The following is an 18997-nucleotide window of genomic DNA, read 5'->3' on the forward strand; positions in this document are numbered from 1 at the left end:
ATTTAAACAAAGGGGATTAACAATGAAAAACCTGTCATTAGCATTGATTGCGACTGTCGCAACAACGGTCTCGTGTTTCAGTTATGCAAAAGCCGATGTGGAAATTACATGGGAAAACCCGAAAGAGTTCCGCGATGTTAAACCCACTCTGCAATCGCGCACTAAATTCAGAGAGCAGACTTTTAGCAAACTTGAGGAATTTATTACTGAATTAGCCGAAGATCTGCCGGACGGCCAAAAATTAACCATGACTGTTACTAATTTGGATTTGGCGGGAGAAGTATGGCCTTCATCTTTCGTAGGAATGGGCAATGCCGGAGGCGAAGTTAGAGTCGTAAAACAAATCGACATTCCGCGGATGACGTTTTCGTACTCATTAATAGATACTAAGGGTAAAGTTCTGCATTCTGCTGATGAGGTTAACCTTAAAGATATGAGTTTTATGGATCACTCGACGATTCGCTTTAAAAACGATTCTTTAAAGTATGAGAAAAAAATGATTGAAGATTGGTTTAACGATGAATTTCCGGATTTAATCGCCAAAAAATGAAAAAAAGACCGCCAATTGGCGGTTTTTTTCTGACCATTTGTTCAGGTTTATTATTTGAATAACCCTTTAAAATCAATATGAAACAATGATTTCATTATTTTTGCGGTGAAATATATTTACCCTTCAAGCGTCTCCATGCCTTTTTAATTCGTTGAATTACTAACCTGTTTCTGACAATATCGATGCCGGAAAAAGGTACAGTTTGTCATTTGAATGTCACACAATGGCAATACCATCCGACCACTAATAAAAAGGGCTACGCCCCAAAAAATAACTAATTATAAGCCATTAAATGGCATTTGAAGTACTCAGGTTAGGAGAGGCTATGAAAATTAAGTATCCAGCGTTGCTGGCGCTTGTGTGTGCATCCTTCGCGCATGCAGAAAGCGTATTCATCAACGAACTTCATTACGATAATGTCAGTACTGATTCCGGCGAAGCAATAGAAATTGCAGGTCCGGCAGACACTGACCTAAGCGGATGGAGTTTAGTATTTTATAACGGAAGTAATGGTTCAGTTTACCAAACCACTTCTCTAAATGGCAGCATACCCAATCAGCAAGACGGTTTTGGTACAGTAGCTGTTTCTTATCCTTCAAACGGTATTCAAAACGGCCCTGACGCAATTGCATTAGTAGATAGTAGTAATACTGTTGTTCAATTTATTAGCTACGAAGGCACATTTGATGCCGTAGGTGGTGCAGCGGATGGAATGACCCCTACCGATATTGGCGTTTCCGAAAGCGGCAGTACGGCTGTTGGTGATTCGTTACAGTTGTCTGGTTCAGGCACCGTTTACGGTGACTTTGCGTGGCAAAGTGCAGCGGCAAATACCTTTGGTGCAGTTAACACTGGGCAAACGTTTGGCAGTGGCGATGATGGCGGCGGCGATGACGGTGGCGGTGATGATACAGGTAGCCTAGAGGGCGTTTGTTTTAACTGCCCAGATTTAGATAAAGTTGCCGATGCCGCAGAGTTTAATGACGCCAGTTATTATGCAACTGTTATTACTGAAGTGGAGAATGGTTCTACTTCTACAATGATTAAATCGGCATTGACTGATGTTATCTCAACTGATCATCGTGTGCTTACTTATGATCAAGTCTGGACCGCTTTAACGGAGTCAGATGAAGATCCAGAAAATGCTGATAATGTGCTATTAATTTATAAAGGCATTTCACTGCCTAAGTTATCTAACGGTAGCGCTGAGCAAAGTTCTGATCCAGACAATTGGAATCGTGAACATGTATGGCCCAACAGCCATGGTTTCCCTGATCGTGATTTTGAAGCTTACACAGATATCCATCATTTACGTCCTTCAGATATTTCAGTTAACAGCTCTCGCGGTAATCTCGACTTCGACAACAGCGATTCCCCATTAGCTGAAGCACCAAGTAATTCGATTGATAGCGATTCTTTTGAACCTCGCGATGCAGTCAAAGGTGATGTTGCTCGTATGATGTTTTACATGGACACTCGCTACGAAGGCTTAAGTGACATAACACCTGATTTAGCGTTAAGTAACGGTTTGACTAGCGCTGGTGAAGCGCAGCTTGGCAGACTTTGTCGTTTAATTGAATGGCATAATGCTGATCCAGTTGATTCTGTTGAACAACAACGTAACGAAACGATTTATGAATACCAAGGTAACCGTAATCCGTTTATTGATCATCCTGAATGGGTAGCAACATTATACGTTGCAGAAGTTTGTGGTGACGATGATGGTGGTGACGGTGAAGAGCCTGTTGATACAGGTACAGTAGAAGCTAACGCCTTAGTTATTACCGAAATCATGCAAAACCCTAACACAATAAGTGACAGTGACGGTGAATGGTTTGAAGTACTCAATACCAGTACCCAAGTGGTTAACTTGAATGGTTGGACAATTCGTGACGATGGTTCAGATTCATTCGTTGTAGACCAAGATGTGTTTATCGGTGTGGGCGAATATGCCGTACTAGGTAATAATGCAGACACATCAGTAAATGGCGGAATTACTTTGGCTTATGCCTATGGTAGTTCTATGTTTTTGTCAAACAGTGATGACGAGATAGTTCTGGTTGATCCTGAAGGCAATATCATCGACGAAATCACTTATGATAATGGTGATACATTCCCTGATCCAAACGGCGCGTCAATGTATCTAGTTGACCTTTATGGGGACAACAATATTGGTGCGAAATGGGCTGAAGATACTACTAACTTCTACGATACCAACAACTCTGGTACACCGGGTAGCGGTGACGCGAGCTTTAGTTTGGTTATCACTGAAATCATGCAAAACCCAAGTGCGGTAAGTGATGCAAATGGCGAATATGTTGAAATACTCAATACTGGCGTTATTGCAGCTAACTTAAATGGTTGGGTGTTACGTGATAATGACTTTGATTCACACACTATCGTTGGCGACGTATATGTGCCAGCTGGTACTTATGCGGTTTTAGCTATCAATAGTGATTCTGAGACCAATGGTGGCATGGATGTTCTGTATCAATATAGTGGCTTTACCGCAGCAAATGGTGGTGATGAAGTCGTATTAGTGCGCCCTAATGGTGATATCGAAGATATCGTTGAATACGATGGCGGACCAGCATTCCCAGATCCAAATGGGGCTTCAATGACGCTAATTTCAGCGAGTCTAGATAATAACGTTGGTGCAAACTGGGTTGCAGAATCAACAGAGACGTTTGGTAGTGGTGACTATGGAACACCAGGTTCTGGTCCTGATGGTAAAACCTATGGCGGTGGCGGAGATGACCCTGTTGACGAAATACCTGAAATTGGTGTTTGTACTGATCCAGCGACTCTGATTAGCGAAATTCAAGGTAATGATTTTGCATCGCCTCTAGAAGGACAAGAGCATATAGTTGAAGCTGTAGTCACTTCGGTAACGGCTGACTTTGGTGGTTTCTACGTACAAGAGGAAGATTTTGACGCAGACGCTGACTCAGCTACATCTGAAGGTATTTACGTTAGTTACTACGATACTGATGCATTACCTGAGATGGGAAATGTGGTTCGTCTAATCGGCACCGTAGCTGAAAACTTTGGTCGTACACAACTAAATGTATCTTCTGCTTATTTGGCATGTGGCACAGGTAGTGTAACGCCAACTGCCTTTACTATGCCGTTTAGTAGTTCTCTTGATGCTGAATCATTAGAAAATATGTTGGTGGTTAACGAATCTCCGCTGACGGTAACAGATACCTACACATTGGCCCGTTTCGGCGAAGTTGGTTTGTCCTTTGGCAGACTATATAACCCAACTAATGTTCATACACCACTTTCACCAGAAGCTATTGCGTTAGCTGCAGAAAATGCACTTAACTACATTGTTATGGATGATGGTTTGGATGTACAAAATCCAGAAACTGTTATTTACCCTGAGGGTAACCTTTCGGCGCTAAATACATTGCGTACTGGTGATACGGTAGTCAATATTAAGGGGGCTTTGGATTACAGTTTCAGTAACTTCCGAATTCATCCGGTTGAAACACCTACAATTGTAAATTCAAATGAGCGTGAATCTGAGCCCACTATTACTCGCGGAAACGTGACTGTGGCTAGCTTAAACGTATTGAACTTGTTTAATGGTGACGGTCAAGGCGGCGGCTTCCCTACGGAGCGCGGTGCTGATTCGTTGTTCGAATATGAGCGTCAAATTGCCAAAACAGTTGCAGCCATATCTACTATGGATGCGGATATTGTCGGTTTAATGGAAATCGAAAATGACGGCTTTGACGAGTTTAGTATGATTGCTGAATTAACCAACCGTTTGAATGCTGAAATGGGTGAAGGGACTTATGACTTTGTAAGCTACTCTGGCCCAATTGGTACCGATGCTATTGCTGTTGCATTGTTGTACAAACCTGCCAACCTTAGTTTAGATGGTGACGTGAAAATCAACTTCGATAGTATTTTCAATCGTCCTCCTGTTGCGCAATCATTCACTGCAGCAAACGGTGCGGATATCACTGTTGTGGTAAATCACTTTAAGTCTAAAGGATGTGGCAGCGCAACTGGTGATGATACAGACCAAGGTGACGGCCAAGGTTGTTACAATGCTAAACGTACACAACAATCTTTAGCCTTAACCAGCTGGTTAGCCACTGAAGAGTCGTTGTCTAGCAAAGAAAACGTGTTAATCATTGGCGACTTGAATGCTTACGCAAAAGAAGATCCTATTGCAGCTCTTGAAAGCCAAGGTTTTGTAAACTTGGTTGAAACATTCCAAGGTGCTGAAGCTTATTCATATACTTTCAGTGGTGAATTTGGTTATTTAGATCACGCTTTAGCAAGTGAAAGTTTGTTAGCCCAAGCAGTCGATACCATTGAATGGCATATCAACGCTGATGAACCTTTTGCTCTTGATTATAATGTTGAATACAAATCAGATGCTCAAATCAACGATTTCTACTCGGATGATGCATTTAGAGTATCAGATCACGATCCAGTGATGATCAGCTTTGAGCTTGAGTCTCCAGCGGTACAAGGTGACTTGGATGGTGACATGGACGTAGACTATTATGACATGCGTGCGCTAATGATATTAATTCAACGCGGCGAAGCTACATTAGCTGAGCATGATTATAATAATGACGGTTTGCTTGACAGTCGTGATGTATCTGCCATTCGCAGCTTATGTACACGTAGAGCTTGTTCAACTCGTTAATTAAAACCTACATAAATAAAAACCGGTAAAACGTCAGTTTTACCGGTTTTTTTATGGGCTGCTTAAATCAGCAGATAAATACAGTTATCTCGTTTATTGATAATCAAATAAATTATCTGCAACGTCGATTAAGTCTTTCGCATCTTCAAGTAAATTCACTTTAAACACTTCTTTACGGGGTAAAATACGTTTCAAGTAAAAATCACAGGTCGCTTTTTTCCCTTGTTGAATAGACTGGTTTTGACTGTGTGAAGCACTGTCGGCCATACTTAACCAAAGAACGCCTAACAAACAATATGCACTGTAGTTCATATAGTCGTAAGCTGCACCAGCCAAATCTACAGCCGATTGCTGTTTAACCTGCAATGACAGTTGATGCCATTCTTGCAAAATAGATTTTGCTTTTGCTTGATCACTAGGATCGGCAATGTCACCCACCATTTTTTCAAAAACGCTATAAGTGGCAGCTAACATGTCGCCGTTATCCCGCGACAATTTTCGACCGACTAAATCGGCAGCTTGAATACCGTTAGTTCCTTCATATAGCTGGGTAATACGACTATCTCGTACGTATTGTTCCATCCCCCATTCGCGGATAAAGCCGTGACCGCCGTATACTTGAACCCCTAAGTTACTGACTTCTTGGCCCACATCAGTCATAAAACCTTTTGCTATTGGGGTTAAAAAAGCCACTACATTGTCGGCGTCCCGTTTACTTTGTTCATCCCTTGCATTTTTCTCGATATCCATTTGACTGGCGTACAAGAAGGATAAAGCGCGACAACCTTCGGTAAGCGATTTTTGGGTTAGCAGCATTTTGCGTACATCAGGGTGAGCCATGATTGGATCGGCTTTGCCTTCTGGATTCTGCACTCCTTGAGGGGCTCTTGATTGTAAACGGTCACGGGCGTAGGCGAGGGCACCTTGATAAGAGCCTTCGGCAATACCTAAACCTTGTAATCCAACCTGAAAACGAGCGTCATTCATCATGGTAAACATGCATGCTAGCCCTTTATGAGGCGCACCTACAATAAAGCCTGTTGCTTGGTCAAAATTCATTACACAGGTTGGGCAGCCTTTTATCCCCATTTTCTTTTCTAAACTACCCACAGAAAGTGAGTTTTCTTCGCCCAGTTCGCCGTTATTAGAGACCATGATTTTAGGAACTGCAAATAAACTGATACCTTTTACACCCGCAGGAGCATCAGGCAATCTGGCCAATACAAGGTGAATAATATTGTCGGTCCACTCTTGATCTCCACCGGAGATAAAGATTTTATTACCGGTAATTTTATAACTACCGTCTTCTTGAGGTTCGGCTTTAGTCGATAATAAACTTAAATCGGTACCGGCTTGTGGTTCAGTTAAACACATAGTGCCCGTCCACTCGCCAGAAATAAGTTTTCTAAGATAAGTATCTTTTAATGCTTGATCACCGTGTTTGTTAATCGCTAAAACGGCACTTTCGGTTAACATGCTGATTAAACGCCAGCTTATATTCGCTGAGCAAAGCATTTCCTGAACTGGCACTGCCATGGTATGGGGAAGATCTTGACCATCGTACTCAGGGTTCCCGAGCATGGCATTCCAGCCATTAGCAATATATTCATGATATGCAGCCGCAAAACCATCAGGTGTGGTTACTTTGCCGTCTTCCAGCTTACAGCTTTGTTCATCACCTTCACGGTTAAGAGGGGCGATAGCCTGCTCAGCAAATTTAGCGCCTTGGCTAAGTATTTCATTTACTAAGTCCTTGTCGAAGTCTTGAAGACCTAAAGACGAATAATGATCTTCTAATTTCAACCAGTCGTGCAAAAGAAATTGCATGTCTGTTATGGGAGCTGTGTATTGCGGCATATATTTTCACCCTTTTGGTTAATTTAACTGTTCAGACCAGTTGTTGGGTGAAGTATACAGGTTCAGCGGCCAAAATTTAAATTACAGATAGTAATAGATTATTATTTAATGTGCGCAGGTTGGGGTGGTACCGCAGAATCTTCTACTTTATTAAACATATCGCGGACCGCAGTCAACTGCTCTGGGAAACGCCATTGATTGAACTCGGTTGCATAGGGATCCACTAATTGGATAGAAACCACCTCTAAACTGGCCCATTCTGGTACTGGAAATTCGACAAAACTATCATCAAAATTTGCATCCAAATTACATTCGTAAAAACGCATTCCATTGGCACTTGTACCTAGCCACTGGCGAACCTCAACATTAAAGCCGGTTTCCTCCCATGTTTCTCGATGTGCAGTGCATTTGGCTGACTCAAGGTTATCAGATGTTCCACCAGGTAAATCTAGTTTGCCACTAAGCCGATGAGTTACGGTTACTAACTTGTCACCTAACCTTATCAGACAGGCTGCGTTTGCGGTTTGTTGTGGGTATTCGGATTCATCTACTCGACAAACTGGATCGCTTGGGGGCGTTTCGCTGCAAGATGTAAGACAGAATGACGATATTGCTAGGTAGATGACTAATTTATTTTTCACAATAGAGGGTACAATATTGGCTAACCTGAACTCAGGATAAGGAGCGTTTTTTGATAACGCTGTTTTTGAGCCTAGCGTCGTTGTGTTTTTTAGTAATAGCCAGTTATTACTTTCAAAAAAACGCCGTGCTATCCGCAAAAATTTCATAATCGATCGTTATTCACTCATTTGAAGTCGAGCGACTGTGGATAACGGATTGAATTGTTTATTTAATTTATTTTGCATAAACACTTTTTATCCCGAGTTTAAGTTGAATAATTTCTCTACCAGCAGTTTACTACTTTATTACGCCAAATAATAACTGCTTAGATTAAACACACTATATTATTCAGGAACTATTCATGACAATAAAAACAATGCTATCACCAGTATTGATAGCCACGCTTGCCCTTATTGGCCTGCTTGTTTTCTTAAACTACCCAGGTTTTAGTGAGCAAGAAAAGACTGCTAGTAAAGGAAGAACGGCAACACCCGTGGCCTATTTTGAAGTTTTAAGAACAGATTTTCCTGTCATCGTTGAAGCATTGGGTACGGCCAGAGCAAATGAAGCGGTTTCGCTTACTCCGCTGGAGTCAGATGTTATCCAAGAACTGTACTTTGATGATGGCGATGTTGTTAAAAAAGGTCAGTTGTTAATGCGCATGAATGATAGAGAAGAGCAGGCTAGATTGAATGAGCTAAATATTAATTTACAAGAAGCTCAAAGACAGTTGAAACGAATAGTGAACCTGGCCAAAAGTAGTGTGGCTTCGCAACAATTATTAGATGAACAGCAGGCCAAAGTAAACACCCTAATTGCGCAAATTGAAGTGGCCAATGCACAGCTATCTGAATTGACCTTAAAAGCACCCTTTGCTGGTAAGTTAGGTATTCGTATGGTGAGTGTCGGTGCCTACGTTACACCCAGTGATGTTATTACAACCTTGGATGATCTACGTAAAGTGAAAGTAGACTTTAATATCTCTGAAAGCCATTTACCGTCATTGTCTGAAGGACAACAGGTAAAGGCACTTTCCGTTGCTTACCCAAATGAAGTCTTTATTGGTGAAATTAGGAGTGTGAATTCACGAGTTGATGCTAATACGCGCTCAATTCAAGTTAGAGCACTAATTGACAATCCAGACTTAAAGTTACGTCCTGGAATGTTGTTACAAATAAATTTACAAAAACAAGTTTTAAAATCTATCGTGGTGCCTGAAAAAGCGATTATTCCCAACGAAGATAAACAGTTTGTGTTTGTCATCGAAGGCGATAAAGCCATATTAAAAGAAGTAAAAGTAGGCATGAGACGTCCTGGTCTTGTGCAGATTCTATCAGGTCTAGAGGAAGGTCAGAAAGTTGTCACTGAAGGTGCATTACGATTGGTTAATGGCTCCTCTGTTTCGCTTTTAGAACAAGCGACTTTGTAGGGGAATTACCATGCTTTTATCTGATATTTCTGTTAAACGTCCGGTCTTTGCGTCAGTTGTTAATTTGCTATTAATTATTTTTGGCGTAGTTGCAATTAGCCTATTATCGTTGCGCGAGTTTCCGGATATTGATCCACCCATAGTTTCGATAAATACAAATTATCCTGGCGCATCTGCATCCATTGTCGAAACTCGAATTACGCAGTTGCTGGAAGACCGTATTTCCGGAATTGAAGGTATCAAAAATATTACTTCAACCAGTCGTAATGGTCGTTCAGACATTAGTATTGAGTTTGATCTTTCTAGAGATATTGATGCCGCTTCCAATGATGTGCGTGAGCGAGTTAGCCGGGCGCTAAATAATCTACCTGATCAAGCTGATCCGCCGGAAGTGTCAAAATCAGATTCTGATGAAGATGTTGTGGTTTGGTATAACTTACGCAGCGATAACATGTCAGTAATGGAGTTAACTGATTACGCCGATCGATTCTTAGTGGATCGTTTGTCGGTGGTCAACGGGATTGCTCGGGTTCAATTAGGTGGTGGTCGCACCTATGCGATGAAAGTTTGGTTAGATCGAAACGCTATGGCTGCTCGAGAGATTACAGTTGCCGACGTAGAAAGAGTGATTCGCTCTGAAAATGTCGAGTTGCCTGCTGGTGAAATAGAGTCAAATGATCGAGACTTTGAAGTTCGTGTTGCCAGAAGCTTCCTAACCCCAGATGACTTTGCTGATTTAACCATAAAAGTGGGTGCTGGTGGCTATTTAGTCAAATTAAAAGAGATAGCGATTGTTGAACTAGCCGCTGAAGATGATGAATCCGAGTTTCGTGGTGATGGCGTCAACATGATAGGTATGGGGATTATCAAACAATCCAAAGCCAATACATTGGAAGTTGCCCGTGAAGCGCGAAAAGCAATTGATGAGATTTCGGAAAGCCTACCTGACAATATTTTTATTGTTCCAAGCTATGATTCTTCAGTATTTATCGATGAGTCAATTAACGAGGTTTACAATACCTTAGGGGTAGCAATGGCCTTAGTGGTCTTTGTTATTTATATCTTTTTAGGCAGTATTCGAGCGACTTTAATTCCAGCGGTCACAGTACCTGTTTCCCTAGTCGCTGCATTTATCGTGATGTATGCGTTGGGCTTTTCGATTAACTTACTGACGCTTTTGGCTATGGTCTTAGCCATCGGGTTGGTGGTAGATGACGCCATCGTGGTGATTGAAAATATTTATCGTCGCTTAGAAATGGGTGAACCGCCTTTGCTTGCTGCTTTTCGAGGAGCAAAAGAGGTTGGATTTGCGGTCATAGCAACCACATTGGTTTTGATTTCTGTTTTTGTACCACTTGTTTTCTTAGAAGGAAATATAGGTCGTTTATTTACCGAGTTTGCTTTAGCAATCGCTGCTGCTGTGGCTTTTTCTAGCTTTACAGCCTTAACGCTATCTCCCATGTTATCTTCTAAATTGTTGAAACAAAGGTCTCGCAATTCAGGTTTCGGGAAATGGATGGACGATTCTTTTAAGAAAGTAGAAGGGGCTTACTATAATAGTTTAAACCGAACCCTACATCAGCCAATTTTGATTGTAATAATGTTGCTCGCTAGCGTAGTCGCTTTAGTGCAAATGAGCCAAAAAATCCCTAGCGAATTTGTACCTAAAGAAGACCGAGGAAACTTCTTCCTTTCACTTCAAGGTGCCGAAGGTGCTAGCTTTGAAAGCAATTCAGTCAACTTAAAGAAGGTTGAAGATTTACTGTTGCCATATCTTGGTGAAGGTGAAATAGAACGAATTATTGTCCGCACACCAGGTGGTGGTGGCTCTGCAGGCCGTGCTGTAATAGGTATGGTTCCGTTCGATGAAAGAGAGCGTTCTACTTTTGAGTTAATGGATGAATTGAGTGTTAAATTATCGCAAATTCCCGATGTTCGTGCTTTCGCAATAATGCGTCCAGGTATTGGTGGGCGAGGCTTAGGTCGTCCCGTACAGTTTGTATTGCAGGGCGATACATATGAAGATTTAGTTAAGTGGCGAAATACACTATTAGAAAAAGCGTCTGAGAATCCAAAATTGCTACGCTTAGATTCTGATTACAAAGAAACTCTGCCGCAAATATTGATTAACATTGATAGGCAACGAGCCGCGGATCTTGGCGTTTCAATATCAGATATCGGTAGTACTTTAGAGACCATGCTTGGACAGAGACGTGTGTCCACCTATTTGGATCGAGGTCAGGAGTACGACGTGATCCTAGAAGGACAAGAGGAAGATTACCGGAGTCCACAGAGCATAGAAAACTTGTACGTAAGGTCGGCTACTACCAATCAACTTATTCCAATGGATAACTTACTGACTTTCGAAGAACGAGCCACTTCGGCTCGACTAAATCGCTACAATCGTATGCGCAGTGTGACCATAAGTGCAAATTTAGCCAGTGATTACACTGTAGGAGAAGCGTTAGCCTACTTGGAAAACATTGTTGAAACTGAGTTACCCACAGGAGTTTCAATAGACTATAAAGGTGAGTCTCAACTTTATAAAGAAACGGGTAGTTCGATTATTTTTGTGTTTCTTTTGGCACTGGCAATTACTTATTTAGTATTGGCAGCTCAATTTGAAAGTTGGATCCATCCGTTGGTTATTATGTTAACTGTTCCATTGGCCTTGTTGGGTGCGTTCATTGGGCTCTATGTTTCAGGTGCCAGTTTAAATATCTACAGCCAAATAGGGCTCGTGATGTTGATTGGGCTGGCGGCTAAAAATGGTATTTTGATAGTGGAATTTGCCAATCAATTACGTGATGCTGGAATCGAGTTTGAAGCGGCCTTAAAACGAGCCGCAACTCAACGGCTACGACCGATAGTGATGACCGGTTTTACCACTGTTTTCAGCTCACTTCCTTTAGTGGTTGCGACAGGCCCAGGTTCTGAGAGTAGGGCAGTGATTGGTATCGTCATCTTTTACGGTGTTTTGTTATCAGCTTTGATGACGCTTTACGTTGTACCAATTGCTTATTATTGGTTAGCTAGACACACAGGCTCTCCAGAGCAAATTGCTCACGAACTTGAAGAACTAGATGAAAAAATACCTTATACAAAAGGTGACGCAATTTAGTTTGAAATTAGTCTACTAATTCATTTGAGGTTAGACTGTAAAACATTGATGATAGTGTTTAAGAGCTCAAATGATTATACGGATATGTTTATTAACGCTTTACGGGTTTTGTTCTGCGGTTTTGGCCGCCGAACAAAACCTGTTAGATAGTGCTGAACAAGCAATTCTTTATGTTGTTGGTGATGATGTTCAGAAGCAACCGTATGAGGAGCTCGATTTACAGGCATTAGAAGACGCTGCCGACATACTCAGCAGAACAATTGAGTATTATGATTTGCCACTGGAACGAAACCTTTTTGTTCATCAGGTTTTCATTAAAGCTCTCACAATATTAAACTTTGCAAGAATGGAATTGGACCAAAATGTTCATATTGAACAGTTAGAACGTGGTCTGAAAAAAGTGGACGAACTGCTTGAACACAATCCTAATATCTCGGATTTTGGAGATTTGCTGTTTGAGTCTGGTCACATTGCACGATTTCTATTAGAAGCTCCCCGTTTAGGTTATCAGTATTGGCATTTGTGTGCTAAACACGCCCATGCTGGCTGCATGAATATTCTTGCTTTTAACTACTTTTCCGGCGGTTACGGAATTCGGCAGGACATAGAAAAGTCATACTATTGGCATAATCAAACCTATCTAACTGGGACTCGCTTTCATTGTGCAGGTGTTTATTCTGCAAGGATAGCCAGAGAGATATTATTTTTATTTCCAGAAGTAAGTGACGACAAAAAGTGGCAGGATTGGAGTCCTGAAATTGACGAGTTGATTCGACAGTTAGAAGAGAATGACGAAGCTAATATTGCAAATATGTGTGGCAAAGGTCAGAGTCTTTTAAAACAGTATCTATATGAGTTAACGGATAATAATAAACCCAATGTTGCATTGCTAGAGCACGCGAAAAACATAATTAAATCAGCTCAAACAAGTGAAAATGAAGGTGAACTGATTGAATCATTTGAAATCATTGGACGGGCAGATTTTTTTGATAAATCTCTAAATTTGCTTCAAAAAATTGAAGATCCTTTCGCTAAATGCAATATTGCTTTTAACCATACTCTGTATTCACAAGCACTAAAAGCAACACAACATTCTGACGCTGTTTTTTCCATAATGTCTGCACTGGATTCGGAAATTTGCAAGCAAAATATTACTAGCATTGAATTAATGCGAACTAAAGGTACTTGGTAAAGATGGTGGTTTTGTTTGTTCACGGCATGGGGCGCACGCCAATATCGGCAACTCCTATGTTATGGCGATTGCGTAGACATGGTCACTCGGTTGATGTGGTGGGCTATTTTACTGGCACTGAAACTTTCACTGAGATTGTAAATAGGGTCAGTTTAAAAATTCAAGAAGTGGCGGAGAAAGGAGAATATATCTTAATTGGGCATTCTCTGGGTGGTTTAATGCTAAGAGCAGCGTTACAAAACATGCCGCTAACCGTCAAATTGCCTAAACATTTATTTCTGTTAGGCTCGCCGGTGACGCCAGCACGATTAGCTCAAAAGAGTCAGCATGAACTGGGATTTCAATTAGTCTCTGGGGATTGTGGCCAACTATTGGCTAGCCCAACGAGGTTGTCAAAAATTAATATGCCTGATGTGCCTACAACGGCCATTGTTGGTACCCGCAGTTTTCCACTGACCAAAAAGTATTTTCTTGACGAAGAAAATGACGGCGTAGTATCGGTAAGTGAATGTGCCCACCAAGATATTCATGAAGTCATTAAAGTTGCTGTAGTGCATACCTTTTTGCCCAGCAGTCGAAAAGTCAGCAGGATTATTTTGGATAAAATAAATTCGATTCAATCCAGTTTATTAGCCTTGTAGCATGGTCTTTAGGCCATGGCATTGGTTGGCTTTTCGCGGGGCTAAAGCACCCACCTACAGGTCATGGAACCCCGAATCCAGAAGGAGATGTAGCATGGTCTTCAGGCCATGGCATTTGTTGGCTTTTCGCGGGGCTAAAGCACCCGCCTACAGGCCATGGCATTGGTTGAGCTTTTCGCGGGGCTAAAGCACCCGCCTACAGGTCTGGGTATCCTGAATCCAAAGTAGCATGGTCTTCAGGCCATGGCATTGGTTGAGCTTTTCGCGGGGCTAAAGCATCCACCTACAGGCCATGGTATCCTGAATCCAAAGTAGCATGGTCTTTAGGCCATGGCATTGGTTGGCTTTTCGCGGGGCTAAAGCACCCGCCTACAGGTCTGGGTATCCTGAATCCAAAGTAGCATGGTCTTCAGGCCATGGCATTGGTTGAGCTTTTCGCGGGGCTAAAGCACCCGCCTACAGGTAATGGCATCCTGAATCCAAAGTAGCATGGTCTTTAGGCCATGGCATTTGTTGGCTTTTCGCGGCGCTAAAGCACCCGCCTACAGGCGTTGGCATCCCGAATCCAAAAGGAGATGTAGCATGGTCTTCAGGCCATGGCATTGGTTTGCTTTTCGCGGCGCTAAAGCACCCGCCTACAGGTCTGGGTATCCTGAATCCAAAGTAGCATGGTCTTTAGGCCATGGCATTGGTTTGCTTTTCGCGGCGCTAAAGCACCCGCCTACAGGTCTGGGCATCCTGAATCCAAAGTAGCATGGTCTTTAGGCCATGGCATTGGTTGGCTTTTCACGGGGCTAAAGCATCCGCCTACAGGCCATGGCATTGGTTGGCTTTTCGGGGCTAAATCATCCTGCTACACCAAGAGTGAACACAAACAAAAAAGCCGCTATTAAGCGGCTTTTTAAAGGTTTGTATCTATGCAACCAATTACTCGTCCAAGAAGCTGCGTAATTGTTCAGAGCGGCTTGGGTGACGTAATTTACGTAATGCCTTAGCTTCGATCTGACGAATACGTTCACGGGTAACGTCAAACTGCTTACCTACTTCTTCCAAAGTGTGGTCAGTGTTCATATCGATACCAAAACGCATACGTAATACTTTTGCTTCTCTAGCGGTTAGCCCTGCAAGTACTTCTTGAGTCGCGTCTTTAAGACTGCCGCCAGTGGCAGAGTCGAGAGGCTGTACAATAGTACTATCTTCAATAAAGTCACCTAAGTGCGAATCTTCATCATCACCGATAGGCGTTTCCATGGAGATTGGCTCTTTAGCAATTTTAAGTACCTTACGAATTTTGTCTTCAGGCATGATCATGCGTTCTGACAACTCTTCAGGTGTTGGCTCTCTACCCATTTCTTGTAGCATTTGACGAGAAATACGATTCAATTTATTGATCGTTTCAATCATATGTACCGGAATACGAATAGTTCTAGCTTGGTCAGCAATTGAACGTGTAATTGCTTGTCGAATCCACCATGTCGCATAAGTTGAGAACTTATAACCACGACGGTATTCAAACTTATCAACCGCTTTCATCAAACCAATATTACCTTCTTGGATAAGATCCAAGAATTGTAGTCCACGGTTTGTGTACTTTTTAGCAATGGAGATAACCAAACGTAAGTTAGCTTCAACCATTTCTTTCTTAGCTCTGCGAGCTTTCGCTTCGCCAATCGACATACGACGGTTGATGTCTTTGATATCAGCAATGATAAGCCCAGTTTCTTCTTCAACTTGGTTCATCTTGCTGATAGCGCGTTCTAATTCTTCTTTAACTTCAAGTAGTGCAGGAACGTAACTAGCACCACTTTCAAGCACTGCTACCAACCAATCAGTGGTGGTTTCATTGCCTGCAAATGCCTTAATAAAGTCTTTCTTAGGCATTTTTGCGTTTACAACGCAGTGTTTCATTACAATTCGTTCTTGCACGCGCACTCTATTCATCATGCCGCGCATGTTTTTAACCATGCGATCGAATTGTTTTGGTATTAATCTAAACTCTTTAAAAACTTCACTTAGTTCATTAATTTGTTTTCTAGCGTCTTTGTGTGAACGGCCCTTGAGAGCGATTACATCGCGGGCTTTAATGTACTGCTTACGCAACTCATCAAATTTTTCTCTAGCCAATTCAGGATCAGGACCAGTATCTTCTTCTTCCTCGTCCTCATCATCTTCGTCGTCATCTTCGTCATCCAGTTCTTCTTCAGATAACTCAGAACCAACGTGGGTTGCGGTAGGAGCAACATCGGTTTCATTAGGATCGACAAAACCAATGATAATGTCACTAAGACGAATTTCTTCAGCTTCGAATTGGTCCCATTGGTCAAGCAAATAAGTAATTGCCTCTGGGTATTCTGCAACTGAGCATTGAACTTGGTTAATGCCATCTTCAATTCGCTTGGCAATTTCGATCTCGCCTTCACGGGTCAGAAGTTCAACCGTACCCATCTCACGCATGTACATACGGACAGGGTCAGTTGTGCGACCAATTTCACTCTCAACCGTAGCTAGCGCTTGAGCCGCTGCTTCAGCCACTTCTTCATCGGCTGTCGTTTCTTGCATTAACAATTCGTCAGAATCGGGAGCTGATTCGAATACCTGAATACCCATATCATTGATCATTCGAATAATGTCTTCGATTTGATCAGAGTCGACAATGTCTTGGGGAAGGTGATCGTTTACTTCAGCAAAAGTTAAATAACCTTGCTCTTTTCCTTTTACAATAAGGAGTTTTATCTGAGACTGCTTGCTTTGCGCCATATAACCTACGTTTCTCAAAATCAGTTGAAAGTGTACCTGGAACTGCCCAATCTAAATTGTCAAATCCAGATAAAATCTGCGTGCACCGAGGCGTTTGCGAATTAGCCAGTATAGCAGAAAACCCGTTAGTCAGGCCAGTTAATTAAGCCATTTTCCGGTATTTTATCGTTAAACCTCACAGTTTCTCTTATGTATGGGTGAATAGTTTTTATTCAAGTGCCATTTGAATAAAACATGCGCATAAACAGCGTGTTAAATATTTACCATAAGACAAGGTTGTACGATTTTCATTCGGCACTATAAGTCGCTTTTGTTTGGGTCAGCAATTTTACTTCTTGCATTTCTTCTTTGGTCATCGCTGAACCTTTGGCCATAAGTTGTTGATAGCGAGCTTTAAGCTGTTGTTCAATCAATCGATTAAAACTGTCGATGTAAAGCTTGTCTGGGCGTTTGTCGTCAGCGTCATGGTCAATTTGCAGTAGTTGTTGCAAAAACTTCGCTTCTGGATCACCTCTGAAGTGTTCCAATACATGGCCCGTATTGATCGCTGATTGAGACGCACAAAACGCCTGCATTTTTATCAACACATGCAAACCTTTTATAAAGTCAGGATTTAATGCAGCCGGTTGGATATCTGGGTGTTGTCTGGCTAAATTAGGGTGCAACAATAACAGCCGCAATAATTTTCTAACCGGCGACATGTTATTTTTATTGGGTAATTGGTAGTCGAGCTTTTGCGCTTTGCCTACTCGATTTGCTTGTTTAATATCTTCTAAAATATCGGCTTTGTAGCTGTCACCTTTGATCTTTTTACGTAACTCTTCTTTCAATAGAACCACAAGATTTTCAGCATTGATTTGCTCAATATATTCATTCGCGGCTTTGGTTAACGCAGCTTTTCCTTCGCTACTGCCGACGTTGAATTGTTGAATGAGGTTTTCAAAAAAGAATTGAGACAAAGGTACTGACTTCTCTCTTAAAAGCGTTTCGAATTGTTCTTTTCCGGTTTGTCGCACTAGGGTATCTGGATCTTCGCCATCGGGTAGAAACAAAAACTTCATTTCCACGCCATCTTTAAGCTGCGGCAGGGCATTTTCTAGAGCACGCCATGCTGCTTCACGACCGGCACGATCGCCGTCGTAGCAACAAATTATCTCTGGCGCAGCGCGAAATAGCATTTGTATATGCTCTGGGGTCGTGGAGGTGCCCAATGAAGCTACTGCGTAGTCGATACCAAATTGCGCTAACGCTACTACGTCCATGTAACCTTCAACAATCATTAAACGTTCAAGTTTTCGGTTAGCTTGCTTGGCTTGGTAAAAGCCGTATAACTCATGTCCTTTATGAAAAATGCGAGTTTCTGGCGAGTTTAAATACTTGGGGCCGCCATCTTCAAGTACGCGACCACCAAAGCCAATTACTCGGCCTCGTTTGTCGCGGATCGGGAACATGATCCTATCTCTGAAAAAGTCATAACGACGGCGATTATTATTTTCTGTGATCAATTTTAAATCAAGCAGTTGCTGTTGTTTTTCTGGCGTAGTGCCAAACTGTTTGTAAATTCCATCCCATTCAGGCGGAGCATAGCCTATGCCAAATGCTTTGACTATTTCACCACTAAGTCCACGTTGCTTTAAATACTCAATCGGCTTGTTTTTTTGCTCGTGCTGCTTGAGTTGATGTTCAAAAAATCGAGAGGCTTGTTCCATCAATTGGTAATCATCAGCAATTTGCGCTTTTTGCTGTGGCGTGGGCCCGGGTTTGGCACCTTGCTCTCGCGGAACTTCTAAACTATGAAATCTGGCTAGCTCTTCTACTGCTTCTGGAAATTCTAGACGGTCGTATTCAATGATAAACGAAATCGCATTGCCATGAGCCCCACAACCAAAACAGTGATAAAACTGTTTGTCTTGGCTAACGGTAAATGAAGGACTTTTCTCACTATGGAAAGGACAGCATGCTTGGTAATTTTTACCTGCTTTTTTTAATTTAACGCGACTATCGACTAATTCGACTATATCAGTACGAGCAATCAGATCATCGATAAAATCTTTTGGAATTCGTCCAGCCATGAATAGGATTCAAACTTGTAAAAAAGGGGTTAAACAATCATTACTTTATCAGTAAGGGGCAGAAACAAACAAGCCGCAATTTTGC

Annotated in this window: 10 protein-coding genes; 6 read left to right on the top strand and 4 right to left on the bottom strand. The window is 42.0% G+C overall.

Annotated elements, in window-relative coordinates; genetic code table 11:
• Positions 1–22 precede the first annotated feature (22 nt).
• Both VUI23_RS03725 and VUI23_RS03730 read left to right on the top strand, forming a co-directional pair.
• Positions 23–550: a DUF3016 domain-containing protein gene (locus tag VUI23_RS03725; protein WP_216047573.1), complete on the top strand. Its 528-nt coding sequence runs from the start codon at positions 23–25 to the stop codon at positions 548–550.
• 325 nt (positions 551–875) lie between these two features.
• Complete coding sequence (locus tag VUI23_RS03730; protein WP_342806886.1) at positions 876–5222, top strand: ExeM/NucH family extracellular endonuclease; 4347 nt, start codon at positions 876–878, stop codon at positions 5220–5222.
• A gap of 93 nt (positions 5223–5315) precedes the next feature.
• On the opposite strand, the gene VUI23_RS03735 is transcribed toward VUI23_RS03730, so the two are convergent.
• Together VUI23_RS03735 and VUI23_RS03740 are read right to left on the bottom strand one after the other, a co-directional pair.
• On the bottom strand, positions 5316–7079 hold the full coding sequence (locus VUI23_RS03735) for an acyl-CoA dehydrogenase family protein (protein ID WP_342806888.1): 1764 nt from the start codon (positions 7077–7079) through the stop codon (positions 5316–5318).
• 101 nt (positions 7080–7180) lie between these two features.
• Positions 7181–7867 (bottom strand): NUDIX hydrolase, encoded by a 687-nt coding sequence (locus tag VUI23_RS03740; RefSeq protein ID WP_216047570.1) that lies wholly within the window; start codon positions 7865–7867, stop codon positions 7181–7183.
• A gap of 194 nt (positions 7868–8061) precedes the next feature.
• Here VUI23_RS03740 and VUI23_RS03745 point away from each other — a divergent pair, with 194 nt between their 5' ends.
• From VUI23_RS03745 to VUI23_RS03760, 4 genes are all read left to right on the top strand, one after another.
• The gene (locus tag VUI23_RS03745) at positions 8062–9129 is read left to right on the top strand and encodes an efflux RND transporter periplasmic adaptor subunit (RefSeq protein ID WP_216047569.1); all 1068 of its coding nucleotides are present in this window, start codon (positions 8062–8064) and stop codon (positions 9127–9129) included.
• 10 nt (positions 9130–9139) lie between these two features.
• Positions 9140–12250 (top strand): efflux RND transporter permease subunit, encoded by a 3111-nt coding sequence (locus VUI23_RS03750; protein WP_216047568.1) that lies wholly within the window; start codon positions 9140–9142, stop codon positions 12248–12250.
• A 70-nt stretch (positions 12251–12320) separates the two neighbouring features.
• Entirely contained in the window at positions 12321–13442 is a 1122-nt protein-coding gene (locus VUI23_RS03755; RefSeq protein WP_342806890.1) for a hypothetical protein, read from the top strand.
• A gap of 2 nt (positions 13443–13444) precedes the next feature.
• Positions 13445–14083: an alpha/beta hydrolase gene (locus VUI23_RS03760; protein ID WP_342806892.1), complete on the top strand. Its 639-nt coding sequence runs from the start codon at positions 13445–13447 to the stop codon at positions 14081–14083.
• Between the two features lie 927 nt (positions 14084–15010).
• Here VUI23_RS03760 and rpoD read toward each other — a convergent pair.
• Both rpoD and dnaG read right to left on the bottom strand, forming a co-directional pair.
• Positions 15011–16840, bottom strand: coding sequence for an RNA polymerase sigma factor RpoD (gene rpoD, locus VUI23_RS03765; protein ID WP_342806894.1), 1830 nt, complete (start codon positions 16838–16840; stop codon positions 15011–15013).
• A 287-nt stretch (positions 16841–17127) separates the two neighbouring features.
• Complete coding sequence (gene dnaG / locus VUI23_RS03770) at positions 17128–18912, bottom strand: DNA primase (protein WP_342806896.1); 1785 nt, start codon at positions 18910–18912, stop codon at positions 17128–17130.
• Positions 18913–18997: the final 85 nt, after the last annotated feature.

Source organism: Alteromonas sp. M12, assembly GCF_037478005.1.
Classification (GTDB): domain Bacteria; phylum Pseudomonadota; class Gammaproteobacteria; order Enterobacterales; family Alteromonadaceae; genus Aliiglaciecola; species Aliiglaciecola lipolytica_A.